This is a genomic window from Siphonobacter sp. SORGH_AS_0500, from assembly GCF_031453245.1.
In the GTDB taxonomy this organism is placed as follows: Bacteria; Bacteroidota; Bacteroidia; order Cytophagales; family Spirosomataceae; genus Siphonobacter.
The window spans coordinates 419,379-442,864 of sequence record NZ_JAVIYT010000001.1; the positions used below are offsets into that span (position 1 = coordinate 419,379).

At 41.3% G+C, this 23,486-nt stretch carries 21 protein-coding genes; 14 read left to right on the top strand and 7 right to left on the bottom strand.

All coding sequences use genetic code 11. The features are described from left to right. The first annotated feature begins 81 nt into the window (after positions 1-81). Positions 82-2,517 (top strand): PAS domain S-box protein, encoded by a 2,436-nt coding sequence (locus QE357_RS01850; protein WP_309705368.1) that lies wholly within the window; start codon positions 82-84, stop codon positions 2,515-2,517. Positions 2,518-2,548: 31 nt separating this feature from the next. Next, positions 2,549-2,977, top strand: a complete 429-nt coding sequence (locus QE357_RS01855) for a response regulator (RefSeq protein ID WP_309705370.1) — start codon at positions 2,549-2,551, stop codon at positions 2,975-2,977. Between the two features lie 31 nt (positions 2,978-3,008). Here QE357_RS01855 and QE357_RS01860 read toward each other — a convergent pair whose 3' ends face one another. Together QE357_RS01860 and QE357_RS01865 are read right to left on the bottom strand one after the other, a co-directional pair. Next, positions 3,009-3,431, bottom strand: coding sequence for a response regulator (locus tag QE357_RS01860; protein ID WP_309705372.1), 423 nt, complete (start codon positions 3,429-3,431; stop codon positions 3,009-3,011). 206 nt (positions 3,432-3,637) lie between these two features. Next, positions 3,638-4,066 (bottom strand): response regulator, encoded by a 429-nt coding sequence (locus tag QE357_RS01865; protein ID WP_309705374.1) that lies wholly within the window; start codon positions 4,064-4,066, stop codon positions 3,638-3,640. A 311-nt stretch (positions 4,067-4,377) separates the two neighbouring features. Between QE357_RS01865 and QE357_RS01870 the strand changes: the two genes are divergently transcribed. The 8 genes from QE357_RS01870 (at position 4,378) to QE357_RS01905 (ending at position 13,204) form a co-directional block, all read left to right on the top strand. Next, positions 4,378-6,534, top strand: a complete 2,157-nt coding sequence (locus QE357_RS01870) for a PAS domain S-box protein (RefSeq protein ID WP_309705376.1) — start codon at positions 4,378-4,380, stop codon at positions 6,532-6,534. Between the two features lie 509 nt (positions 6,535-7,043). Next, positions 7,044-7,469 (top strand): DUF2958 domain-containing protein, encoded by a 426-nt coding sequence (locus QE357_RS01875; RefSeq protein WP_309705378.1) that lies wholly within the window; start codon positions 7,044-7,046, stop codon positions 7,467-7,469. A 619-nt stretch (positions 7,470-8,088) separates the two neighbouring features. After that, on the top strand, positions 8,089-8,358 hold the full coding sequence (locus tag QE357_RS01880; RefSeq protein ID WP_309705380.1) for a helix-turn-helix domain-containing protein: 270 nt from the start codon (positions 8,089-8,091) through the stop codon (positions 8,356-8,358). A gap of 78 nt (positions 8,359-8,436) precedes the next feature. Next, positions 8,437-9,354, top strand: coding sequence for a hypothetical protein (locus QE357_RS01885; RefSeq protein WP_309705385.1), 918 nt, complete (start codon positions 8,437-8,439; stop codon positions 9,352-9,354). Then, the gene (locus QE357_RS01890; RefSeq protein ID WP_309705387.1) at positions 9,355-9,831 is read left to right on the top strand and encodes a JAB domain-containing protein; all 477 of its coding nucleotides are present in this window, start codon (positions 9,355-9,357) and stop codon (positions 9,829-9,831) included. Between the two features lie 215 nt (positions 9,832-10,046). Continuing rightward, positions 10,047-10,985, top strand: a complete 939-nt coding sequence (locus tag QE357_RS01895; protein WP_309705389.1) for a zincin-like metallopeptidase domain-containing protein — start codon at positions 10,047-10,049, stop codon at positions 10,983-10,985. A gap of 328 nt (positions 10,986-11,313) precedes the next feature. Beyond that, positions 11,314-12,213, top strand: a complete 900-nt coding sequence (locus QE357_RS01900; RefSeq protein ID WP_309705391.1) for a glycosyltransferase family 2 protein — start codon at positions 11,314-11,316, stop codon at positions 12,211-12,213. Then, complete coding sequence (locus QE357_RS01905; protein ID WP_309705393.1) at positions 12,206-13,204, top strand: phosphotransferase; 999 nt, start codon at positions 12,206-12,208, stop codon at positions 13,202-13,204. The genes QE357_RS01900 and QE357_RS01905 overlap by 8 nt, the downstream gene beginning before the upstream one ends. On the opposite strand, the gene QE357_RS01910 is transcribed toward QE357_RS01905, so the two are convergent. Then, the gene (locus QE357_RS01910) at positions 13,199-14,203 is read right to left on the bottom strand and encodes a hypothetical protein (RefSeq protein WP_309705395.1); all 1,005 of its coding nucleotides are present in this window, start codon (positions 14,201-14,203) and stop codon (positions 13,199-13,201) included. The two genes, QE357_RS01905 and QE357_RS01910, sit on opposite strands and share 6 nt — an antisense overlap. A gap of 104 nt (positions 14,204-14,307) precedes the next feature. On the opposite strand from QE357_RS01910, the gene QE357_RS01915 reads away from it, so the two are divergent. The 3 genes from QE357_RS01915 to QE357_RS01925 are packed head-to-tail and all read left to right on the top strand — an operon-like array spanning position 14,308 to position 16,725. After that, entirely contained in the window at positions 14,308-14,859 is a 552-nt protein-coding gene (locus QE357_RS01915) for a hypothetical protein (RefSeq protein ID WP_309705396.1), read from the top strand. Positions 14,860-14,861: 2 nt separating this feature from the next. Continuing rightward, on the top strand, positions 14,862-16,109 hold the full coding sequence (locus QE357_RS01920) for a glycosyltransferase family 4 protein (RefSeq protein WP_309705398.1): 1,248 nt from the start codon (positions 14,862-14,864) through the stop codon (positions 16,107-16,109). Then, positions 16,099-16,725, top strand: coding sequence for a hypothetical protein (locus QE357_RS01925; RefSeq protein WP_309705400.1), 627 nt, complete (start codon positions 16,099-16,101; stop codon positions 16,723-16,725). Before QE357_RS01920 ends, QE357_RS01925 begins: the two co-directional genes overlap by 11 nt. Positions 16,726-16,807: 82 nt before the next feature. Here the strand turns inward: QE357_RS01925 and QE357_RS01930 are convergent, their stop codons facing one another. Together QE357_RS01930 and mobF are read right to left on the bottom strand one after the other, a co-directional pair. Next, on the bottom strand, positions 16,808-17,203 hold the full coding sequence (locus QE357_RS01930; RefSeq protein ID WP_309705402.1) for a hypothetical protein: 396 nt from the start codon (positions 17,201-17,203) through the stop codon (positions 16,808-16,810). Beyond that, on the bottom strand, positions 17,187-19,931 hold the full coding sequence (gene mobF / locus QE357_RS01935) for a MobF family relaxase (protein ID WP_309705404.1): 2,745 nt from the start codon (positions 19,929-19,931) through the stop codon (positions 17,187-17,189). The genes QE357_RS01930 and mobF overlap by 17 nt, the downstream gene beginning before the upstream one ends. 485 nt (positions 19,932-20,416) lie before the next feature. On the opposite strand from mobF, the gene QE357_RS01940 reads away from it, so the two are divergent. Then, on the top strand, positions 20,417-20,674 hold the full coding sequence (locus QE357_RS01940; protein ID WP_106636606.1) for a hypothetical protein: 258 nt from the start codon (positions 20,417-20,419) through the stop codon (positions 20,672-20,674). Between the two features lie 346 nt (positions 20,675-21,020). Here QE357_RS01940 and QE357_RS01945 read toward each other — a convergent pair whose 3' ends face one another. Together QE357_RS01945 and QE357_RS01950 are read right to left on the bottom strand one after the other, a co-directional pair. Then, positions 21,021-21,788, bottom strand: a complete 768-nt coding sequence (locus QE357_RS01945) for a hypothetical protein (RefSeq protein ID WP_309705408.1) — start codon at positions 21,786-21,788, stop codon at positions 21,021-21,023. Positions 21,789-21,826: 38 nt separating this feature from the next. Next, entirely contained in the window at positions 21,827-23,350 is a 1,524-nt protein-coding gene (locus QE357_RS01950) for a TraM recognition domain-containing protein (RefSeq protein ID WP_309705409.1), read from the bottom strand. Positions 23,351-23,486 lie beyond the last annotated feature (136 nt).

The window sequence follows — 23,486 nt, forward strand, 5'->3', positions numbered from 1 at the left end:
CATTTTGAAAGCCCAGTCTTGTCAAAAGTTCCAACCATTTACGTTTGAACGAGTTATACTACTACACTTTTGACTTTATATATGCCAGGTAAGTTTGATAACGAAGCGGAGAGAGATTCTCTTCGAGATCGTTTAGATATAGATTTTGCCTTGAATTCAGCCGGCTTAGGCATTTGGGAGCTGAACCCGATTACCATGCAGGTGCTTTGGGATGATCGCTGCCGGGAGCTTTTTGGTCTGGCCACAGATAATTTCCTGCCTTACGAGCAAGCCATTGCCTTTATCCATACTGAAGATGTTGCCCGGGTCGATGCGGCCGTACAAAAAGCTTTCGAACCAGAATCGGGAGGACTCTATGATGTAACCTACCGCACGATGGGTGCGGATGATGGCAAGCTTCGTTGGGTCCGTTTCTATGGCAAGTCATATTTTGATGAAACTGGGCGAGTCTACCGCTTTGGAGGCGTAGCTCAGGATGTAACCCAAGATGTACAAGCTCAGCAACGTCAACAGGCCACTCAGCGGCAAATTCTGGATTCCTTTGAAGCTTCGCCCGTAGGCATTGCTTTACTGGATCAGAAGGAGCTTACGTTTCTGCGGGCGAACTCCTTTTACGGGGAGCTCGTGGGAAGAAAACCAGATGAAATTGTTGGGAAACCGTTGATCGAAGCCCTTCCTGAAATTCAGGGTCAGGGTTTTGTCAAATTATTGCAAGGCGTTCTAGAAACAGGCCTTCCTTATACAGCCAAGGAAGCCTCCGTGACTTTAGAAAGAGGAAGTGGCCTTGAAACCATTTTCATAGATTTCACTTACCAACCCTTGTTTGAACTGGGAAGCTCTCAGATCATAGGCATTCTGGTGATCGCTACGGATGTAACCCAGCAGGTACAGAGTAGAAAAATCATTGAAGCTCGGGAAGCGCAGCTCCGGGACATCATTGCTACGGCACCAGCAGCAATGGGACTCTTTGTAGGCAGGGATTTAATCGTTGAAATGCCCAATCAGGCATTTATTGATATTGTCGGCAAAGGTCCTGACATTGCAGGTAAACCCTTGAGAGAGGTCATGCCTGAACTAGAAAATCAACCCTTTCTTAAAATCCTCGATGATGTCTATACGTCAGGGGTGATGTTTCAGAGTGATGGCTCTCAGGTAAACATCGTGCAGAATGGGGTGATGACGTATAATTTCTACAACATTACCTATACCCCTTTACTCAATGAAAAAGGAGAAGTGTATGCGATTCTGGATATTGCCATTGATGTGACCGAAAGCATCCGGACCCAGAAGCAGTTGGCAGAAGCTCAAAGCAATTTAGCCCAGGCCATTGATATGGCTGAATTGGCTACCTGGCAGGTGGATTTTGAAACTGGTAATGTGGAGTACTCCCCTAGACTACGCCAATGGTGTGGATTAGAGGGGGATGAAGTATTAAGCATTCCCAGGGGGTATGAAGCGATTGACCCAGCCGATCATGCAAAATTAAAAGCAGCGATGGATCATTGTCGCCGCTTCCCCAATGATGCTCTCTTTGATGTAGAGTATAGCGTTTCTAATCTAAAAACCGGGCAGAAACGTGTGCTGCACGCTCAGGGGAAGGTAAAACTAGATCAAGAGGGGAAGGTAAAGAGTATGAGTGGTACCGCTCAGGATATTACGCTGCAAAAAAATACGCAGGTTGCGTTGGAGCTATTAGTCCAGGAGCGAACCGAAGAGTTAGAAGCGACCAATGAAGAACTACAAGCTTCGAATGAGCAAATTTTTCAAGCCAATGAGCAATTACTTCGCTCGAATGAAAGCCTGGAAGAGTTTGCCTACATTGCCAGTCACGATCTACAGGAGCCTTTGCGAAAGATTCGGCAATTCACTGATCGTCTAGATCTTCGCCATCGTAGCAGCTTAGGGGAAGATGCTCGATTTTTAGATAGCATCCAGAAGTCTGCCCAGCGGATGAGTTTGTTGATTGATGATCTGTTGACCTTTTCAAAAATTTCCAGTGGGTTCCCTAGTAAGCAAAGCGTTTCCCTAACTAGTGTGTTAGCTCAGGTAGTAGATACCTTATCTGTATCTATTGAAGAAACTAAAGCGGAAATTAGCCTGGAATCCTTACCAATCATTCAAGGCGATGAGCGGCAGTTAGAGCAGCTCTTTCAAAACCTGCTTTCCAATGCGCTTAAGTTTTCAAGTAAAGATGAAAATGGAAATCCGGCTCAGCCTTACATAACCATTACTCACCAACTGGTAGAATACGACCCGCTGAGTTCAATGCTGAGTTTTCAGCCCCTTCAAGCCCACTATCATCAAATCATCATTCAGGATAATGGCATTGGCTTTGACAATCAATATGCTGAACGAATCTTTGGGGTATTTCAGCGGTTGCACGGCAAAAATGAATTTGCGGGTACGGGAGTAGGGTTGGCCATTTGTCAGAAGGTAGCTTTAAACCATGGCGGCTTCATTATAGCCCAAAGCAAACCAGGCCAGGGAGCGACTTTTTGCGTATATTTGCCTAATTAGTGCTTTTATATTTTATAAGTATCCCAACCCTATGTCTTTAAAAGGCCCTATTATTTCTGTTGAAGATGATGAAGACGATCAGTATTTAATTAAGGACGTCTTGCGTGAGCTGGGTGTTAGCAATGAAGTATTGTTTTTTAGCCATGGAAAAGAGGCACTTGATTATCTGCTCACCACTCCGGAGCAGCCCTTTCTTATTCTTTGTGATGTCAATATGCCCATGATGAATGGCCTGGAGCTTCATTCACAGATTTTTCATAGCGAATTCCTTCGCAGGAAGGCTATTCCTTTTGTCTTTTTAACGACTGCCGCTAATAAGAAATTGGTCAATGAAGCCTATGAGCAAAGTGTGCAGGGCTTCTATCAAAAAGCTAGCTCCTTTGAAGGTTTTAAACGGCAGCTGCAATATATTATCGAATACTGGAAAGGATGTATGCATCCCAATAGCTTTAGCTACTAAACGTAAGATAATAAGCTCCTATGCTCTGAAGTTATTTCGTTCGCTTGCCTAACGCGATGTGCTTCCCCCAAAAGGTGATCAGCGTTTGCCAGAGATGGGTCAACTCATGATAGCTTTTAGGTTTGACCACAAAGGCATTCACTCCTCTTTGATAGGCCTGGTTTATGATCTCAGCATCATCGTAAATGGTAAGCACAATCACAGGCACATGTTTCCATTTTTTTAAGTGCCGTAAACGATCTAGAAATTCCAATCCATTTATACCCGGTAAGTCATAATCCAGGATGATAAGATCCGGATGAATTTCAGCTTTCTCTATATAAGTCAAAGCTTCTTCAGCGGAAGATAAGAAATGTAAATGGCAGGGCAATGCCTGCTTTTGATAACTCCATTCTAAAAGCGAACAAAAGTCGGAGTTGTCTTCAATGACTAAAAATAGGGGTGTAGCTCTCATGACTGGTACTAACTATTAGTCCCCAAACGCCTGATCATCGGGATGAATAGGACTAAAAATCTATTCTAACTCATCTACTGGCAGTGGGTTTACTTTTCATCTCAGCCGAAAGAAAAGTGTACCTTTGAAAAAGTGTTACATGGCTGCCTCAAACATGCTCACCACTAAATTAATCCTACTTTCAAGCTTTGGGTTGCCTTTCAGAACTATAAAGGAAAGACATTAGGGTGAAGACAATTTCTCCAGTAGTTGATGATACTCCTGAGTTGCTCTTCATAGGAATCCATCGAAGTAGATTTTTGAAAAAAGCCCTGCACACTTTGTTCATACGCTAAATTAACGACTTTGGAATTGGCTGCAGTCGTTAAAAAGACAAAAGGAATAGCCTTCTTGCGAAGAAACTCACTTTCAATAATAGCCTGATGCAATTCAACCCCGTTCATCACGGGCATATTGATATCACAAAGGATCACAAATGGCTGTTCAGTGGTGGTTAATAAATAGTCCAGTGCCTGCTTGCCGTCGTAGAACGAAAGAATTTTGTTTGAAACGCCTAGTTCTTCAAGGATAGACTCAAAAATAAAATGATCGTCTGCATCGTCATCAATTAAAAGAATAGGACCTTGGTGCGACATGTAAAAGAGAATTAGTGAATGAAAACAAGTTAGGCTTTCTACTAGAAAATAGAGTTTACAAACTTAATCCACAAAGGAGGTATTAATTTTAAAAGTTCAATCTTCGACTCTGTAGCTTCAATAAAAACTTATTAATTAAAAAAAGCCTCCTTGAAGTTGAGAATTATTAGTGACAAGTCTATTAAAAAACTTAATTAAGTAATACGTGTATGTCTTTAAAAATGGAACGTTCATCGTTGAATAGAATCAGATTGACAAGGAAAACTGTTGATTAGGTATTATCTTTCGCATTAGTTTATCCGCTCTTATTCATGTCTCGTGAGTCATCTGCTTCCTTGGTACATCATCCATTTTCTTCCTTTGAAGAACTCTCTATTGCTTTAAAAGCCGCTAGAGTTGGGATATGGAGTTTAGATATAGAAAGCCAACAGGTACGTTGGGATGATCGCTGTCAGGAGATTTTTGGAACTTCAGGAGCCTATACCATTGCTTATCAAGAGCTACTCAAATTCATTCATCCCGAAGATCGAAGGCAGGTGGATGAGGCATTAATTTGGGCTTTAAATCCCGCGTCCCAGGGAAACTACGAGGTTGAATTTAGAACTTGCCCAGCCGCGAATCAGCCCCAACGCTGGCTTCGTTGTATTGGTAAAGTGTATATTGAAAGGGAAGTGACTCGCTTTTCAGGTATGGCTCAGGAGACTACTGCCATCGTAGAGTCTAGAAAACAGTTAGAAGCAAGTGAGCGGCATTGGCGTAGTTTAGTCGATCATTCAGCTACGGCCACGGCTATTTATCAGGGAAGAGAAATGCGAATTCAGGCCGTCAATCAGGCCATGATCAACATCTGGGGAAAAGACGAATCGGTAAGAGGCAAAACCTTCGATGAAGCCATTCCCGAAGTAGCTGAGCAACCCTTTTTAACGCTTTTACAAGGCGTCTACGATACAGGGGTGGCGTACTATACCCCTGAAGGTCCGGCAATGTTGGAAGTAAAGGGGCGGTTGCAAGAATTCTGGTTTACTTATTCCTATGTTCCATTGAAAAGCGAGTCTGGCCAGGTATATGGCATCATTCATACCGCTACCGATATTACACAGCAGGTGCAGGCTCGCCGGGCGTTAGAAATCCAGCAGGAACAGTTTAAAGCTTTAATGGAGGGCAGTTTGCTATTAAAGTGTATTCTTACTCCACAAGGTACGTTTACCTTTCAAAACCATCGGTACGGAGAATATACGGGTCTAAGTCTGGAGCAAAGTAAGCAGAAAGGCTGGCAAAGTCTTTTGTACCCCGAAGATTTGCAAAACCTTTCCTATCACATTTTACAAGGTTTCCTTTCTCAACAAACTTTCTCCTTTGAAGGGCGGCTGCTGAGTGGGAAAGGAGATTATTGTTGGCACGAGATAGAATTTGTAGCTTTATTAGATGAAAATAAGGAGCTTTCGGGCTGGGTCTTTCGGGCTACTAATATTCACGAGCAGAAAACTCTGCAACAGCAATTAGAATACCTGGTCCAGGAGAGAACCGAGGAACTGGAAGCTAGTTTAGAGGAACTTCAGGCCCTAAACGAAGAATTGGTAGCCAGTAATGAAGAGCTTCGTGCCACGAGTGATGAATTAAGTCAAAAAAGCTTAATGCTCGAGGAAAGTAACGGGGCCTTACAGGAGCGAAGTGAAGCACTAGGCGCCTTGAACGAGGAGTTACAGGCTACTACAGAAGAGCTGGGTGAATACAATCAGCAGCTTTCACTTTCCAATGAACGCCTGCAACGTTTCGCATACGTGGCCAGTCATGATTTACAGGAACCCCTTCGCAAAATCCAAACCTTCGGCTCGTTGGTTATCCAAAAATACGGCGATCCCTTAGGAGAGCAGGGACTTTCCTTTCTAAATCGGATTAGTAAGGCGGGCGAGCAAATGTCTACTTTAATCCAGGATCTACTCACGTATTCACGCATGACAGGTGGACAAAATCCGTTTCAAGTAGTTTCTCTTCAGCAAATCATCGCTCAAGTAATGGATATGTTAGAACTGCCTATTGAGCAAACGAAGGCTATGATTGAAATAGAGACCTTACCCGCCATTATGGGAGATGAATTTCAATTGAGTCAGCTTTTTCAGAATCTTCTTTCCAATGCCCTTAAATTTTCAAAGCAGGGACAAAGTCCTCAGGTTCGTATCTCGGCTCGAATCATTCGAAGAAACCAATTACCTATTGCAGTAAAACCGCTAAGCAAGGTCGATCGGTTTCATCAGATTAGCGTTATGGATCAGGGCATCGGATTCGATGAGCAGTTTCTAGACCGCATCTTTGAAGTTTTTCAGCGTTTGCATAGCAAACAGGAATTTAGCGGGACGGGCATTGGCTTGTCGATTTGTCAGCGGGTGATGGAAAATCATTTAGGAGCCATTACTGCTGAAAGTCGCTTGGGTCAAGGAGCCAGCTTTCACGTTTATTTCCCGGGTTAAAACAAAGATATTATCTATTACTAGTTTAATGGATATAGAGCTAACCCTAAATCTGAAATAAGGCTTCAACGCTATGCGGTTTGCGGATAAAGCGGATACCAGCCGCAAGCAGGACTTCAAATTATATTTTTTGTACTGGCCACGTCGGAATAATGCTATTTGTAGCACTCAAACGGATATCCTTACGCGCAGCCCTGTAAATTAACTGGTTTGACATTTATGTAAGATTATTGAATTATTATTTGTCTAACCGTTTGATATACGCCACTGGTTTGTTCACTTAAGAGTGCTTGATCAGTGGATGATTAAAGCAGAGGTAGAAGAGATACGGCAAATAGTAGTTTCATAAAGTATAGGTAGTAGATGTTGAAGAATGACAGAATAAATTTCTGTCATCTATTCTAACATTAATGCTCATTATTCCCGTCGCATTTTCGAAATATAATCTCCTGTTTATTTTCTAACGGTGTACGTTCAACGTTTTGAACTCTAGTAGGCGGAGGTAGAGAATGTCCGATCTTCTTTCACAGGATTTAAAAGAACGAATGCTCATCAATGGTCAGGATCATTTAGATGGCAATGACGTAGATCGTATGCCAGTGGTTAAGCTCTTTACGCCTTTCGGAAGAGCTACCTGGATTTTAACGGAGCTTAACCCCATGGATCCTGATATCGCATATGGGTTATGTGATTTGGGATTGGGTTCCCCTGAATTGGGCTATGTATTCATCTCTGAAATGGAAAGCATTACCCGATTTGGAATGCCAGCTATTGAAATGGATAAACATTTTAAGCCTGAAGACCCTTTATCTGTTTATACGGAAGCGGCTCGTCTGGCGGGCCATATTACTGAAGACCCTAACCTGCTGAAACGGGCAGCCGTTAATTGTCTGATGCGTTTATCGGGTAAGAAATTGCCTAAGCCAGATCGGTGAGTTCAACTCTTCAGGAACACTCGTCATTGCTTGAATTTCGAAGGGAAGCTCTATCGAATTGGAAGCATCAAGGAAGGGTAGAGGTTATCGGGTAATAGGGCAAAGGTGTGAGGTGCCATCCTTGAACACCGTACTAAAAGCAATGATTGGCTGGTCTTAATAGAACGCACATGGGTTAAATGTTATCGTACGGTTATGCAACTACTGCCCGGAGAAACGTGAATCCCGTGCTTATCAAGCTAGCCATCCAGTAGCTAAAGCCCGTATGATAGAAGTAATTCCAAAGAGAGTGGGCTTCTTATACCATCGTAGAACAATCCCATCGGGGACTCAATTGCAGCTTTAACACTGTCAGCAATCATTGCAACTATTCTGCGATGATCAATCGATGAGATTTGCCTTTCATCGATTGATCATTTGTATGTGAACTGTAAGTAAAAACAAAGATGTCCGAGTAACTATCTTCAGGCACTGCTATCAATAAAGTTGATCCTGTTTAACCTTCATTAATCAATCTCGAATTGAATTGACGCTCCCAAAGCCGTCCTGTACGGACTTGATCTGTAACAAAAAAGCAAACACCAACCTCGTTACAGCTTTTGATTAAAAGGAGTCTTTTATGCTAACCCCAATCCTGCCCGAGTTAATGGACCGGAAGGCCGCTACCAAGTATCAGGGAGTGATCCCTGATAACTCTATACCAACCAAAATGCTGCCCGAACTAATGGATCGGAAAACCGCTGCCAAGTATCTGGGAGTGGCCCCGGATACCTTATCGGTCTGGGCATGTACCAAACGCTATCCGCTCAAACGCATCAAAATAGGTCGATCAGTCCGTTACCGCCGCAGCGATCTGGATGCGTTCCTGCAAGAAAGACTCTGCTCATAAAACAGACAGGCCGGAAAAGTTCTGCGAAAACTTTTCCGGCCCTAGTTCGTCACCCACCGATTTCTAGCGAGAATTCTAATGAATAGCGAACCTGCTAACCATATATCTATTTCCGAAATATTGGTCAAGCTTCATCTGTTACCGGCTTCACTCGAAGCGTCATCCTCTTTTTATCCATCCCCCTTTCATCCCGAGCATTGGCCTACGTTATGCATCAAACAGGATACGAATGAATGGTATGACGCCAGCCTCGAAAAGGGGGGCACACTCCTGGATTTTGTCTGTGAATATCTGTCCTTTCAAAAGGAAGCCTCTACCCAGGCGGATGCGAAGCGTTGGATCGAGAACATGGTTCGCATGCCCGATCACCTTCCGCTGAAACTGTACAGACATCCAGAGCAGCATCAACGTGAAGACGCTCTACTGGTATTCAAGAAAGCTGGTCTCATCGAGCATCTGGGACTTATCCGCTACCTGGAAAAGCAGGGTATTCCGCTGACAGTTGCCCAGCAGCATCTCAAGCAGGTCTATGTGCTCCATAAGAAAACCAGAAAGCATCTTTACGTTTTAGGTTTTGATAACGAAGAGGGCGGCTACGAACTCCGTAATCCTTTCTTTAAAGGCTGTCTTCGGCCCAAAGCACTATCTTTCATCCGAGGCAGCGTTCCCGGCACGGCTACTGTGCATGTTTTTAAAAGTTGCTGGGATTTTCTCTCGGCTCGTACTAGAAATACAGCCCCGTTTCAATCGGATAGTCTGGTCTTGAATGCGTACGAGTGTTTAGGGCAGGTGTATCCCTACTTGCAGCATTACGGCTACCAAACGCTGTATTCCTGGATGGATCACGATGCAGCTGGCAAACGGGCCACGGCTTATCTCACAAATTCGATCCGCTCCATCGAAGGTCTGCATCATAAGACGATGAGCCCGGTCTTTACTCCGCACCGGGATGTGCACTCCTGGCATTTAGCCCGGCTTCGGAACGCGGAGGGCTAGATGACAGCAGAAGCATTGGATGTGACCTCGCTTTTAAAAGTCAATGAGATCGAACTCGTCTATCGTAATCCCATTGCGTACGAAAACCGACTTCAGGTCTGTTCTTCGCAGACTGCTTACGAGATTCTTCGCCGGACCTGGAATGAAAATCGCATCGAGCTCGTCGAAGAGTTTAGAATTCTCCTGTTAAACCAACATAACCACTGTCTGGGTGTTTCGACGATTTCGTCGGGCGGGTTAGCGTCCTGCCTGGCGGATCCCCGTCTCATTTTTGCTACGGCTCTTAAAGCCGGAGCGACCAGTTTGATCCTGGCTCATAACCATCCCAGTGGTAACCTGACGCCCAGCTCTGCTGATCGGACCCTGACGACGAAGTTAAGGGAAGGCGGTAGGCTACTCGACATTGCCATTTTGGATCACCTCATCATCACGCCTCAGCATTATCGGTCCTTAGCCGATGAGGGCTTGTTGCCTTAAGCGTGAAACAGGGTTTGGAAGCGGTACATAAAATCAAGACTGCCATCGTCAATCGGGTTTATAGCCAGGAATGTACCCGGCCCGCTCGCTTTCACCAACCACAATTTTCCCCGGCTTTCAGCCTTCCTCGCGAGCCAAAATTCTAGCCGGTGCACTCGCTTGATAGCCGGGTCATTTCATTCCTGTAAACCCTCTCTTGACATGGAGCTTTCCTCATGACCCGTTCTTCACCTTCCGTTTCTTCTCATCACGCCAGCGATGCATCCCCACCTACCAACGATCTCTATGCCCGCATTACCGGTAAAATCATGGCGGATTTAGAGCAAGGCCAGCTCACCTGGCGTAAGCCCTGGAACGCCGAGCACCTGAATGGTCACATCAGGCGGCCTTTGCGTTGGAATCAGGAGCCCTACACAGGTATCAACACACTGCTGCTTTGGAGCACTGCCGCTGAAAAAGGATATGTATCTCCCTACTGGATGACGTTCAAGCAGGCGTTGGAATTAAAAGCCAATGTTCGAAAAGGCGAGAAGGGATCACTCGTGGTGTATGCCAACACGATCACGCGGGAGGAAGAAGACGCCTCGGGAGACATCACGACCCGTTCCATTCCGTTCTTAAAATCCTATACGGTTTTCAATGCCCAGCAAATTGAAGGGTTGGCAGAACACTTCTATGCCACACCACCGCTGAAAGAAACCTCTACAGTAACTCGCAATGAAACCTTAGACCGCTTCTTTGCCGAGACCAAAGCGGATATCTATACGGGTACGCAGGCTTCGTACTCGATCACGACGGATCGGGTGCAAATGCCGCCCCTCGAAAGCTTTGAAAGCACCGAAAGCTACTACGCCGTACTGGCCCATGAAATCACTCACTGGACCCGTCATCCCAGCCGTTTGAATCGCGATCTGGGTCGTAAAAGCTATGGGGATGCAGGCTATGCCAAAGAAGAACTGGTAGCTGAACTCGGAGCTTGTTTCTTGGCGGCTGATTTGGGCTTTGAACCCATGCCGGAAAACCAGCATGCAGCTTACATTCAATCTTGGCTGGATGTGCTCAAACAGGATAAACGTTTTATTATTCAGGCGGCATGCTATGCAGAGAAGGCAGTCAAATACTTGCATACACCTCAAGTCAAATCATTTGAATAGATAATCATTTATGTCAAATATTTTTAAAAATGTGAATAATTAATAATTTTTAAAAATACAGTACAAATATAAATTTTCATAGCAGTGATAAGGGGAGATAATCTTAGTTTTTAAATAAAATAGAATAAATTATCTCTAAAATAGAAATATGTATAATAACGTTCTTATTTTTTTATTTATATTTGAAATAGGTAGGGTATTCAATAGTGGTTATTCATAATGCTTAAAATATGTTGTGGCTCATTATTATTTACTGTGATTTATTTAAAATATAATACATATGATGTTATAGTGAATTTGAATTGTAGATGAATAAAATTTAAATAGCATGAAAGTGTCTATAATAATATCAACCTTTATTACGAAAATAAGAAGAGAAAAAATATTAGAACTTCTTATTTCAATATCTCAACAAGAAGAAGTAGAAAAAGAAGTTATTATTGTTAACAATAATCCTAATGAAAAAATAGAAAACCTGGATTTACAGAATTTTTCCAAAATTATATATAGAGTATTTAATATAAACATTCCTGGTTTAAGCAAAGCCCGTAACTTCGGCATTAAAATGTCAAAAGGTGATATTTTAATATTTGTTGACGACGATGTTGTGCTAGATAGAAATTATATAAAAATAATACTAGAGGCTTTTATAGCTACTAATGCAATGTGTATCGGAGGAAAAGTAATATTAAATGAAAAAAAAATTCCTGAATTTTTAACAAGTTATTTTCTAAGATTTATAGTGCCGCCTGATTACCCGAAGTGTCTTTCTGTTAAGAATAAACCGTATTATATTATAGGCTCAAGTATGGCATTTCAGAAAAAAGTTTTTGATAAATATGGATTTTTTAATACAAAACTAGGGCGATGTGGTGAAAACTTATTATCAGGTGAGGACATTGAGATGATAAGAAGAATAGAAAAGTCTCAAGTTTATATTGAACCCTTAGCTATTTCATTTACTAGTTTAGGGTATAATCGTACAAAAAAAATGTTCTTTATTAAAAGATTTTTCTGGCAAGGAATTACTGATGCGATAATATTTTCAATTTCACCAAAAGATTTTTATGATTTAGCAGAAATTAGTATCAGGAATGGATTGATGAAAAATATTATAAATAAGTTAAAGGAAGCAAAGTATCTTGAATTATGTTGTGCTATATCTCGTTATTCTGGATATCAGTTGAAAAGTATTCATCTTAAAATTATGAGCGCTATCTATGGATGATCAGTTAAGAAATATTATATTTAAGAAATATAATATTGATGTGCAAAACACTTCAAGTATCGAAGGAGGGTATCTTACAAACAACATAGAGATATTGTCATTTGGGAAAAGATTTTTCTTGAAACAACAAAGAACCGATACAGCTTCAAATATTGGATTCATAGAAGATATTGAAGATACACTTTTCCAAGCTGGGATTCCAGTTATTTTGCCTTATAAGACAATAGATGACAAAAAACATTTTATTTTTAATGATCAAATTTATACTTTATACCCATATATAAATGGACATAAAATATCTTTTGATAATTTAGAGAAAATGCATATAGAAGCGATGGGTGATTTACTGTCTAAAATTCATTTAGCTACAAAAATCGAAGATACTAAAATTCTCGGAAATAATATTAGAGAAGGATGGGATACTGGCAAAAGTAAGTTAAAGTTACAAAAAATATACGAATTGATTGATATAAAGAAAAATAAAACAATTTTTGATATAAATGCTAAGAGTAATATTCAAAAAAAAATTAGTTTTTTAGAGAGTAATACATTGAAATTAGACGATTTAAATATAAAAAATAATTGTATACTTCATGGAGATTACTGGCAAGAGAATGTGTTTTTTGCTAAAAATGGCAAAGTTCAAAACGTTTTTGATTTTGAAAAATCAGTAATAGGTGCAGATTGTATTGAACTCATTAGGTCAATGTTTATTATATGTTTTAATTCTAGATATAATACTAATAATTTTGAAAAATCAACTAGGTTTTTGAATTCATATTTGTCTATGAATCCTATTAATAAAACTAATATTAAAAACTCAATACATGCCTATATAATGAGGATATTTCATTCGAATTGGATTGAAAGCGAACATTACATTGAAAAAAATTACAGATTAGATAGTCTTTATGTGAATAGTATACAAAATGTAAATTTTTTTAGTGAAGAAACAGATTATTTTATAGATAAAATTATTAATAAACTATGAAATAAAATTATTAATTTTATCTATTTTATTTTGATTAGAATCTATTCCTTGTTCTAAGATTGAGACAGAATATTCATTTATAATTTTTGATAAAATTAAATCATTGCATTTTTTAATTATTGGATTCTTTAGTATAAGAATTTTAAGTAGAGGTTCGTATTCTAATTTACTATTATATATAAAATTAATTATATAATTAGTTTTTTTAAGTGATAGTTTTTTGATTTTTGATTCAAAAATGTTACTGTTGAATTGCACCCAAAAAATATGATTCACATGAAAATAACTTATTGTATTGCAATTAAACATAAATTTTATATTATTATACTTAATAAGTAATTTTTTAGTATCAATAGTATTTTCATTTATTGAATTTCTTAAATCGATAGTAGGAAAAATTTCTAAAATGGGTTTTCTAATAGTTATGCCTTTTGGTAAGGAAATTCCAATCAAATCTCCCTTATTTACGCAGATATATAACTCACTATTACATACATAATCGTATTGATTGTTTATAATTAAGTTAAGCAATGTCGTTGTTTTGCCAGCACCTGGATTTCCTAGTAATACAATACTATGTCCATTTTTGCTACAAGCAGATGCATGGAACGGTACAAATCCTCGACATAAGAAGTAAGTTTTAGCAAGTGAGAGAAAAATCCTATTTGAATTATCTTCTTTCTCTAATAATTCATTGCAAAAGATATATAGTGATATTTGTGACCTATCCGTACGAGATATTATTAAAACAGAATCTTTATTATGGAAATTGAGATATGTTTTAGTATGCATGTTTAAGTGACTTATATTGTTGAGGCTTATGATATTATTGTAAAAGTATTTATCATTAACTATGTATATGCTGTAAACTTGTTTGATCGAAGGATGAATAATCATTTTATTGAAATACTTAATTGTATTTGATAAAGCACCTTTTTTTTTGGAATAAAATTTTATTATAGAATCTTTTTTATTAATTCGTAATGTGACTAATTTCATTTTATTAATTAAGTTTATTATCGATATAATTCTTTTTTGTGATTTTATCTGATTCATAGATTTAAAATTTATTTTTAATGTCGACTATTGTTAACATAATAGTTATGAACAAAGATAATAAAATTGGCAAACTTATTGCTATCGAAGGTGTCAGTGGTGTAGGTAAAACAACTATATGCAAAGAAATCTGTGCTAGAATAAATGGTATTTACTTTAAGTACCCTACGCCTCCATTCGAACAAATTCGTAATGATGTTGATAGTACTTGTAGTGCCATTTCTCAATTTCTATATTATTTAGCGAGTTTACAACATTTATCAGATGAGATTTCAAAATTAATAATTAGTCGTAACGTTGTAGTAGATAAATATATTAATACAACAATTGCTTATAATAACGCAATTAACTTAAATATATCAATTCCAGATTTTGTTAATATAATTTTGCCTGATTTTTCATTTCTTATAGAAGTTGAAGAAGATATTAGAATTGATAGAATAATACTTAGAGATAAGAATATATCTTATAGAAGTAACGATCTTCTTGAGAAAGAAAGGCTAATTAATTCAAGATTAAGGCAGTTCAATTCTATAGTTGTATGTAATAATTTAGAAAAAGAATATGCTTTACAAACTATAATTGATATTATTTCTTGAGTATGAGGATAGCAATTTTTATTGAGGGGGAATTTATACCTTCTTATAGTGGTGCTTCAAATAGGTTTCATTATTTGTCTAGACATTTGCAAGAATTGCTAGATGTTGAAATTATTATTATACTATGTGACAGAGGATGGTATGATATTGATAGGATCAAGAAAGAAAAATTTACTACTTATATTTTACATCCTTCTGACTTCTATAATAAGTCAGAAGTTCTTAAACGCATTTTGCTCATTGAAAAACCTGATATTCTTCAATTCGCCAATCTTGAAAATGCTATTTTTCAAGGTATTCCTCTTTCTCTAGAATTGAATACATATTTAGTTTTCGAATCTCATTTCGATGACATTGAGTTTGGTAAGTCAATCGGTGTCTCTAATAAAAGACTTGATAAATTATCAAAGTTATCATCAGTTTTTGGAAAATCATTTGATACGGTTATTGCCTTAAGTAGTGATGATGTAATTCAAATAGCAGAACGACTAGAGATTCTTAAGGAATCAATTAGTATTATTCCAAGTGGTGCTGATATATTTGATTTTTCAGCTAATTTATCGAACATTAATAATAAAAAAGCAGTTTTCTTAGGGAATATGTTTTTTCAGCCTAACGCAAATTCTGTATATCAGATTAAAGATGTAATTAGTCCTCAAATTCCTGAGTTCAATTTTTATATTTGCGGTGATGTTCCTAATCAAATGAGGAGATTTATTGAAAGTGAAAAATTTGTATTTACTGGTAAAGTTGAAAATTTAAACCTTGTATTTAAGGAGTCAACCATTGCACTTGCCCCTATAACTGGTGGTGCCGGAATGAGAATTAAAATACTAAATTACCTTTTAGCTGGTATACCTGTTATCACTACAAGTGATGGTGCTAGGGGATTTCCAGATAAAAGCCTTTTAATAGTTGAAGATGATTTAGATAAATATGGTACTATTATTAAAAATCTAGTGAATGATTATGAACTATATCAACAATATTCGATTCAAGGCCGTGATTATATTTTAAAGAATTTGTCTTGGCAAAAGGTTGCTATAAAAGTGCATGATATTTATAAATGTGTTTTACTAAAGCCAAGAATTGATAAGAAATTATTTGATCCAAAGCTCTTTTCATTTGTTCAGGAAGATCCAACTTGGCTTGAAGAAGCAAATAGTAAAATGAAAAATTATAATGCTATAAACTCTATCAATAATTATACTTATTTGCTTATACGAAATGAGAATGTTTATGAATATTGAACTTTCGAATAAAACTATTGCGTTTGAGGGAATGCCTGGTTCAGGTAAATCTTCTGTTTTGAGCAGAATAGTTTCTAAGTTTAGAACTATCCATTCTATTGATGTAATCGACCAAACAATAGTTGATGAAAATATTGTTCATTTGGATGTATTAGAAAGAAGTAAGAAGTTTATTTTAGCTGAAATTGCAAAGAATGAAAGTATTATTTTTGATCAAAATAATTATCGTTTTTTTTTACTAGATAGGTGCTATATCTCGTTAATAGCCTATCAGTACTCATTAGCTAAGACATTTTCTTCGTATATATCTAATAAAGCGTATAATTTAATTAGACATAGTATTATTAATTTAATCGCTGAAGGTAAATTAATTGAACCTAGTCTTTTAATAGTGTTTATTACTTCACCTTCAATCAGCATTGATCGAAGAAAAAACTATTTATTTGATCAAGACAATGAAATTTGGTTTAACAGCTTATTTTTGCAGAATATGTATGATTTTTATACACAAGAACTATATTCTGAATATTTTACTAATAAGAGTAAGTTTATCATCACTAATGATGTTTCAATAGATTGTGTTGAAAAGGCTGTGATTAAATGTTTAAATTTATAATTGATTTTAGTTTCTTATTTAGCCTAGTAAATTGATTTGATGTTTTTTGTGCAAAAAAATAGATATATTATTGGTTCGCATTTTATGTTAGTACATCTATACTTTCTACTAAACTTTCCCCTTCATTTATGTTATTTGTATAGCGAGGATCTACTGTACAAATAAGACGAGGTAGGTGGTCTAATAATTGCATGAATAGAGATTCTAATTCATAGCCTTTTAAAATTATTTGATGAGATGAAAAATCCAGCCGAATTATATTTTTGTCGTGACTGGGTAAAAACTCGGCGGCAATCAGATAGGCATAATTAAAGAAATAACGTCGACCATCAGGCCAAATCAGACATAGGTTCCGGGCGTAGCCGATGGGGTGAAATGTATCATGATTGGGTACAACCTGGATTGGTTGCTTGCCCTCTGAGCTCGCCGGGTTGTTTTCCCGCATCTGGTCAAAGCGTGTTTTAAATCCGTGGTCCATCGTCTTTACTGATCTGCTTTTGTTTGGGCGTGGGTTGCTTAAGTGGGTCCTTGATCGGTTGTCTTGGCAATTGCTGGCGGATGATTTGCTCGGCCAGTTGCTGGGTTTTAGGTTGTTTTGTTAACAGCTCTAAAGCAGAAGTGCGATCTCCCACCCGCTTGGCGTAGTTTAGTAAGGTTTCTTTATCATCCGTGTAAACGCGAGCCCGATCTCGGCCACGAGACACCGAAACGTAGAACTGTTTCGAGGTGGTGGCCGGAAACGTTTCGGCGGGCTGCCAGATGAACACTTCATCAACGGTTTTCCCCTGCGAAGCATGGCTGGTCACGCAATAGGCATGAGCCAGGTGACCAAACTCCTTACCAACCCGGTATCGGGTTTTACCCCCTGACCCTAGCAGAGTGATTTGCCCGTCTTTTTTGACGGAGGCGACCTCTAGCAATTGCCCGTTATTGAGTCGTTTGTCCTGATCATCAAAACCGTTACGGGTAATACGGATTTTGTCTCCTTTGGAAAGAGCTAAGGGCTTGGATCGATAGATTTCATAGGAACTACTTTTATCGGTCGGTAACACTTGCGTCTCTCCCTGACTGTTGGCAATGGTAACGTGATGATCCGTACATTCAGTGACTTTCCAGCGACTTCCCCGCTGAATACCGGAGAGGTTCTGGTTGAATTGAATGATATTTCCCTCTTCAATGATCGACCAATCTCCTTTTTCAGCTTCGGTTAGATTACGATTCACGAGCCGATGCACAACAACTTCCTTCTTTCCCAAAAGGCCTTCGTCCCGCAAGTCCTTGCGAATGCTGAGCGTTAATTCATCTGCCTGCTGACGGGTGGGCGAAATGACCAGAATGGACTTTTGGTCTTTGACGGCCTGCTTATAATCCGCCAGCAGTTCCTTCGTGGGGTTCAATGGATCAACCGCAGTAATCGCTCCAAGTCCATCGAGTTTTTTTAAAGCCGACTCAACCATCCCGTGCGACAGATCCGTGACGATCGATCGATAATCTTCGTTACGCTGTCGGTAAATTTTAGTTACCTCTGCCGTTTGAATCCGCCCCACGGTGTTGAGAATCCGTAACGCGTCCCCGCGAACCACGCTGGAATGTTGACGCGTATCACCGCCCAGGATAAGCCGGGCATTTTGCCGGGTCGCTAGTTCTAGCAGAGCGGTCATGTCCTGAGTGCCCAAAAGCCCCGCTTCATCCACCCAAAGAACTTGCCCTGTCAAGGTTTCCTGTCTTTTTTTATTCAGGAGCAATTGTGTGACCGTGTCTGCCTGCTTGAACCCTTCGCTGCGTAAGACCCCATGCGAGGCTTCCGATGTGGGAGCGACGACGGTGACCGTCTTGCCAGCAGCTTCCATGTGCTTGACGGCTTCTTGCATCAAGGTCGTTTTCCCAGAACCTGCCACCCCTCGGATAATAGAAACCCGATTAGAGGTAGTCAGGACATGTTCCACGGCTTGGGCCTGCTTGCCATCCAGGGCAAGCTTGGGAGCTTCCAGATACAAGGGCCTGAGTTTGCCCTGACCGCTGCGAGCGAGCTTAACCATGCGATGCTCCTCGGCAATCACCTGCCGGGTTGTGAGGAACTTCTGATTCCCATCGTCAATCGCGATGACCCGTGGATCGGCCTGCAAGCAGCGATCCACAGCGTCAAGTGCAATGGATCGCTGTCCAATGCTCTGTCGGTAGGCACTCGCCAGCAGGCGGCGATCCGGCAACACCGAAGCCCGCTCAAATCCGTGGAGCACGGCCTGATCGACGCAATCCTTGGCATGGACGATCTCCCGGATCATCTCCGGTGCGTGCCGGATGATCCGGGCTCCGTCCTCTGGGTTCCCTTTCGGGTTTAGCTCCTGGATTTGCCGTTTCCAGTCAGCTTTAAGCTCGGTCATGCTCACACCCGTTTGTTTTTTGCTGCGGGTGCGGGCTCCCAGTTCGCTAAGCTCGTGGATGTCCGTAATCCCTTTTTCTTTGGCAACCCGACCAATCTCATCCGTACGTTTGGAGAACAGCTTAATGACGTCTTCAGGGACGTTTTCAATTTCAAACGACTGCTCAGTTCGACGGATACCATACCCTAAATCGATGAGTTGATCTGATAGGTACTTGTGAAATCGAGCTTGGTAGTAGGGCATATCGCGTTTGATGTCGCCGAATTGGCCTGCTTTGACGCGGCCTTCGGCTTCATCAAACGTGGCGTTGAAGACAAAGCAGTGGGCATGTAAATGAGGGTCGGGCAGATGCCCTTCGACAGGCCGGGCCGTCTGGTGAATAAAGTCCGCCCACATCAGTTCACCGGTGGATCGATCACTATAGGATCCTTCCTTGCGAACGCGAGCTTTGCTATCAGCTTCAATATCCAGCATCGTCTGATGCACACTCGCCTCGAAGGCTTTGAGCAGGTGATCGTCCTTGGCTAGGGCGTGCAGAATCGATAAAGATTTTGGGCTGTGAAAGTTAATGTCATACCCCACACGTCGTTCTTCGTTGGTTCGGGGCGTCAGGGGTTTCCCCGTCGTTGGGTTGACATTTTCACACAAAGCAAAGAATACCTCTTTGCTGGCTGGGCCCGTTAATCCCAATCGTTCGGCCAATTTGCCCCGCACATGACCGCTCATCTCCTGATCATTGATGTAATAATCAGCTTTGGAAAGGGCCTGACTGAAATAGGATTTGGCATGGTCAGCGTTGCTGGCCTGGATCATCCGAATCATGGGAGCAGCTTATAACAGGATCTTGAAACCAGCTTTTCATTCCACCGAGCCTTAACGACGAAGCCACAGCCTTAATACCAAGCCTTCGAGGCCTTCGATTAGTATACGGAATGCCTCAAGCTACAGAACGCAGCAGAAAACAAAAAATCAGGATGTGATAGGCCATACGAAACCCTTGTTTCGCCAAACGAAGCCCCCGAGTTGAGCTTTGCCGGGTCACTGCCCTTCTTATTTACAAAGCAGCATGGCGATCGTTTGAGTCATTCGGTTCAGCTTTGTATTTCATGGCACGTGGGAGAATCTCCTTTCAGGGTTAGTCGATTTATGCTGTCAGCGTAGTGCAACCCGGACGGGACGACGCTTATCCCTGATTTTTTACGGTGTAAAAAATCATCTGACGACTCCGCTTCGCTCCGGGGAGCTGTCCCGTCCGGGTCGCACTCTTTTCGCTGCCATCATCGACCAACCCTGAAAGGAGATTTACGATGACCACAGAAACCCAAAACCAAACCGAAAAGAAATACCCAACCCACGCTGTATACTTCCTGACGAACAAGAAGGGCAGTGAGCAGAAAGAATGGAACAAAGCCGGTGCAGCTTGGATTCACGCAGATAATGATGGCATGAATATCTCACTGAGCCTGTTTGGTATCCGTATCCCGCTGGTGGTTCGCAAGGTTCAGCCTTACGTCCCAACTGCAACACCAGTGGCACCGCTTGAGCCAGTAGATATTTATTCTTAGGAATAAATTCTATCCATTGACCGCTTAAGCCGGGCAGGGTGACTTGCCCGGATTTTTTGTGTCCAAGGTCAACGAACCTTTTTCTATCCTGAGAGCTGAATCCATCCGATGAAATGGCCGTACGCCTATTCCTCCCACCACGTAATAGAAGCATAAACTATAGGTCGGTTGAAACGGAAAACACACCATCACTTCAACCAGTACGCATATCCCATATTTTGCCTTTCATTAAACGCGAATCGGCTCAGAGCTGTGTGACGAAAAGCGTATACCCGGTAACGGCTAGTGTTAAACGCCATCAATCATTTTTGCATCAGACATCTCCCCTTAGCACTGCTAAGGCTAGTCATGAAACATCGACAACCTCATCATCAACTATGAATGAGCTGGCGAGTTGGCGTCGCATCTCTGGGTCCGTTGGTCGTCGTCCGTAGAAGGGAAAGCCGCGTGTTTCCTCCACGGGTCGACCTTCGATGAAGGATCTAGAGAGTTCTTCATTACTGATATACTCATCTATTTTATCCATGACGAAATGATCGCCTTGTCGATACGCAGCCCGGTAACTCAATGCATAAAAGATGCTGCACCAGAGAATAAGTAGTCCTACGTATTGACTGAGCATGAACAGTCCAAATCCAATGAGGAAGAAGAAAGCGGGTTCGAGAATGGTTTCAATGGTACGGGTATCACAGGTTTTCCCCATCCAGGTAAATGCTCGGAAGCGAGGGTGAATGTGGCCAGTCGAAAGGCTGAATCGGGCAAAATCAAAGACGGAAGGTAATCGTTTGATCTCTTCCCGCCGCTGTAGGCACATGTAAATAAAAGCGGCCAGGTACAGATACCAGCTACCGAATGATAGAACGAAAAAGCCGAAGCCAAATCGAGGACTAATCTTACTGAAAATAAGACTAAAAAAGGGCGGGATCAGGCACAAAACAAAGGTAATGAAAAGAGCGGTCGAAAAAGAAAAGTAACGTTCCCCCATGTTTCGACGAATAAACACTTCCAGAAGCAGGCGAGGCCAGGAGCAAAAAGCTAGAAAAAAGGCTGCTAAATTGTCCTTAAGCTGACTGGTTCGTTTAAACACACTGCGGTAATACAGATTCTTTTTCATGATTGAAGTTAGTTAGGGTATTTAAAAGAGTGAGGCTACTAGTCAATAGGAAAGTAGTGTTGGTTAAAACGCATTTTAACGTAGTTGACCGTTCCCATCAGGCTGTCGCCCTGACGGTGTAGGTACCCTTCCACGCGAAAGTCATTTTGCGGCCCGCCGGTTTTGAGCCGAACGAAGCCTTCTGGCCTGACGGCCCGTTCCAGCTTCAGAGACCGCGACTGCGTTTGAGAGAAATTCTGGGAGACGGTGATGCTTTCGGAGCGGTCTTCAAAAAATGCGTCTCCGATCAGTTCAGAGGCATATTTATTCGTTTCAATATCCGCGTTGGCGTGAAAGATCTTGGTGGCCAAGGTCCCTAAAAAGCTTTTGACTTTGAACTCAGCTTTCCCGCCGCCCATGCAGGCATAATAGTTGGGTAGATTTTGCGAAATATAGACGGTAGCAACCCGGCTACTCCGGGCTGTGGCCTGAAAATCAGCGTCGTGTTCGTGGATAAAGTTTTGAGCTTCGTCCGCCCACAGGAAAACGGGATACCCATTCGTTCCTATATCCCGTTGCTCTATGGCCCGTTGCCAAAGGTACTTGAAGAGAATCTGGCAATCCCGTCCCACTTTGTGATAAATCTTGACGGGGAGATTGATGAGAATGACTTTACCAGTCAGTGAATCTTCTGGCATTACGGTAGACTGCTCATCCCGGCAAAACAGCGAATAAACGGGTTCGCGAAGCAAGCGGAAAAGAAATCCCGAAAAAATAAAGTCGATAATGGAACGGGTCTTATCCGTTAGCGGGATGAAATTTTCTACAAAAAATTGATCGATGTATTTGAAGAGCCGGGCCTGAGGAACGGCCTCCAAAAGTGCCTCTTCCAGGAAGGCGTCCTCTTGTAGACGTTGCTGATCCTCAAAAGACAGGCCAGTAAACCATTCTTCCGCCCAGGCATTGACTCGGGCCTTGGCCCGTTCAAAAGCTTGATGAAAATACTTGATACCACCGTGCTCATCATCGGTTTTGAGCCCTTCAATGGTTTTTGGAATGGTCTGAACAATGTTATAGAGATCGCTAATGGAAACATGGCCGTACGCTAGTTGGCAAAGATCGATGACATTGAACATGAGCATGTCCAGGGCGGTTTCCCAAAAAGCATCGTCACTTTTACCCGCATCTTTTTCCTCACCCGCCCGAATGACGGTTTTAAGCACATCGACCAGGTTTTCGGTGAGGGGACTGCCACCGCTGGATTTCGCTGACTCGTAGTGAAGAAAGTTGAATCGGTGCGGGCCACCGGGTTCGAGAATAATCAGATCCTCGCTCCGACCCGTTTGCTGACAGTATTCGATCCAGGCTTGTTTTTCATCGGGTTTGACGGTGAGCACTAACCCGCCAAAGCCCGCTTGAAGGTATTTGAGGGCTAGCATTCGACCCGAGCCGGAAGTCTTACCCGATCCAATGCCGCCGAAAATCTGTACGCCTTCGACCGCATGACGGATGGTCCAAAATCCGCGTCCCATTGACGCGTCCAGTGTCAGAATGGGCTGATCGAGATCCACTACGTTCATCATCTGTTTGAGGTGAGTTTGAGGAGGGATGTCTGATGAGGAATCCAGAGGGGAATACACGGGATCCTTAGTATGGGCTAATGATATTTGTCTCAGAAGAAAATAAAGCAGCTAACGATTCAGGGTTCTAGAAAAAGTA

Excerpts from the sequence above, each read along its gene's own strand:
- QE357_RS01850 (WP_309705368.1), top strand. The coding sequence starts at position 82 with ATGCCAGGTAAGTTTGATAACGAAGCGGAGAGAGATTCTCTTCGAGAT.
- QE357_RS01855 (WP_309705370.1), top strand. The coding sequence starts at position 2,549 with ATGTCTTTAAAAGGCCCTATTATTTCTGTTGAAGATGATGAAGACGAT.
- QE357_RS01860 (WP_309705372.1), bottom strand. The coding sequence starts at position 3,431 with ATGAGAGCTACACCCCTATTTTTAGTCATTGAAGACAACTCCGACTTT.
- QE357_RS01865 (WP_309705374.1), bottom strand. The coding sequence starts at position 4,066 with ATGTCGCACCAAGGTCCTATTCTTTTAATTGATGACGATGCAGACGAT.
- QE357_RS01870 (WP_309705376.1), top strand. The coding sequence starts at position 4,378 with ATGTCTCGTGAGTCATCTGCTTCCTTGGTACATCATCCATTTTCTTCC.
- QE357_RS01875 (WP_309705378.1), top strand. The coding sequence starts at position 7,044 with ATGTCCGATCTTCTTTCACAGGATTTAAAAGAACGAATGCTCATCAAT.
- QE357_RS01880 (WP_309705380.1), top strand. The coding sequence starts at position 8,089 with ATGCTAACCCCAATCCTGCCCGAGTTAATGGACCGGAAGGCCGCTACC.
- QE357_RS01885 (WP_309705385.1), top strand. The coding sequence starts at position 8,437 with ATGAATAGCGAACCTGCTAACCATATATCTATTTCCGAAATATTGGTC.
- QE357_RS01890 (WP_309705387.1), top strand. The coding sequence starts at position 9,355 with ATGACAGCAGAAGCATTGGATGTGACCTCGCTTTTAAAAGTCAATGAG.
- QE357_RS01895 (WP_309705389.1), top strand. The coding sequence starts at position 10,047 with ATGACCCGTTCTTCACCTTCCGTTTCTTCTCATCACGCCAGCGATGCA.
- QE357_RS01900 (WP_309705391.1), top strand. The coding sequence starts at position 11,314 with ATGAAAGTGTCTATAATAATATCAACCTTTATTACGAAAATAAGAAGA.
- QE357_RS01905 (WP_309705393.1), top strand. The coding sequence starts at position 12,206 with ATGGATGATCAGTTAAGAAATATTATATTTAAGAAATATAATATTGAT.
- QE357_RS01910 (WP_309705395.1), bottom strand. The coding sequence starts at position 14,203 with ATGAAATTAGTCACATTACGAATTAATAAAAAAGATTCTATAATAAAA.
- QE357_RS01915 (WP_309705396.1), top strand. The coding sequence starts at position 14,308 with ATGAACAAAGATAATAAAATTGGCAAACTTATTGCTATCGAAGGTGTC.
- QE357_RS01920 (WP_309705398.1), top strand. The coding sequence starts at position 14,862 with ATGAGGATAGCAATTTTTATTGAGGGGGAATTTATACCTTCTTATAGT.
- QE357_RS01925 (WP_309705400.1), top strand. The coding sequence starts at position 16,099 with ATGAATATTGAACTTTCGAATAAAACTATTGCGTTTGAGGGAATGCCT.
- QE357_RS01930 (WP_309705402.1), bottom strand. The coding sequence starts at position 17,203 with ATGGACCACGGATTTAAAACACGCTTTGACCAGATGCGGGAAAACAAC.
- mobF (WP_309705404.1), bottom strand. The coding sequence starts at position 19,931 with ATGATTCGGATGATCCAGGCCAGCAACGCTGACCATGCCAAATCCTAT.
- QE357_RS01940 (WP_106636606.1), top strand. The coding sequence starts at position 20,417 with ATGACCACAGAAACCCAAAACCAAACCGAAAAGAAATACCCAACCCAC.
- QE357_RS01945 (WP_309705408.1), bottom strand. The coding sequence starts at position 21,788 with ATGAAAAAGAATCTGTATTACCGCAGTGTGTTTAAACGAACCAGTCAG.
- QE357_RS01950 (WP_309705409.1), bottom strand. The coding sequence starts at position 23,350 with ATGATGAACGTAGTGGATCTCGATCAGCCCATTCTGACACTGGACGCG.